Raw genomic sequence first — 915 nt, 5'->3', positions numbered from 1 at the left:
GCATTGGTGGCGGTGATCCAGGAGGCTTACGTTCACGGCATCTCCACGCGGTCCGTGGATGACCTGGTGAAGGCCATGGGAGCTGGCGGCATGTCTAAGAGCCAAGTCAGCCGGTTGTGCATGGAAATCGACGAGCGGGTCGACACCTTCCTGTCGCGGCCGCTTGAAGGCGCGTGGCCCTACCTGTGGTTGGACGCCACATACCTGAAGGTCAGGGAGGGCGGGCGTATCATCAGCAAGGCGGTGATACTCGCGGTGGCGGTCAACGAGGACGGCAAGCGCGAGGTTCTGGGTGTCGCAACCGGTCCATCCGAGGCGGAGGTGTTCTGGACTGATTTCCTGCGCAGCCTCGCCGACCGAGGCCTGCGTGGCGTCAAGCTGGTCATCGCCGACGACCACAAGGGCCTGCGGGCCGCCGCACGCCGGGTCTTCAACGCCACTCATCAGCGCTGCCGCATCCACTGGATGCGCAATGCCCTGGCGCATGCCCCGGCGAAACAGCGCACGGCAGTGGCGGCGATGTTGAAGACGGTCTTCGCCCAGGAAAGCAAGGCCGACGCTGAGAACCAGTGGGCCGTCGTGGCGGACGCCCTTCGGGAGAAACAGCCCACGCTCGGCGCCCTGATGGACAACTCCCGCGACGATGTGTTGGCCTACATGTCGTTCCCTCGAGAGCACTGGACCCAGATCGCTTCGACCAACCCGCTGGAGCGGGTGAACCGAGAGGTAAAGCGACGTGCGGATGTCATCGGGATCTTCCCGAACGACGCCGCCATCATCCGCCTCGTCGGCGCTCTGATGCTCGAAACCAACGATGAATGGGCAGTGGCGCGGCGATACATGAGCCTTGAAACCCTGGCCCGCGTCACCGACAATCCCACCGTCAGGTTGCCCGCCGTGGCATCCTGATCAGAC

General features: G+C 64.4%; 1 protein-coding gene. It reads left to right on the top strand.

Going from position 1 to position 915, the window contains the following annotated elements; genetic code table 11:
• Nucleotides 1-909 (top strand): IS256 family transposase (locus tag HC022_RS27635; protein WP_167454504.1); only part of this gene is annotated, 909 nt, incomplete at its 5' end.
• Nucleotides 910-915 lie beyond the last annotated feature (6 nt).

Source organism: Salipiger sp. HF18 (assembly GCF_011806505.1).
Taxonomy (GTDB): domain Bacteria; phylum Pseudomonadota; class Alphaproteobacteria; order Rhodobacterales; family Rhodobacteraceae; genus Salipiger; species Salipiger thiooxidans.
Note: the sequence above shows the minus strand (reverse complement) of the source record. Positions and strands in the feature narration are given on the sequence as shown.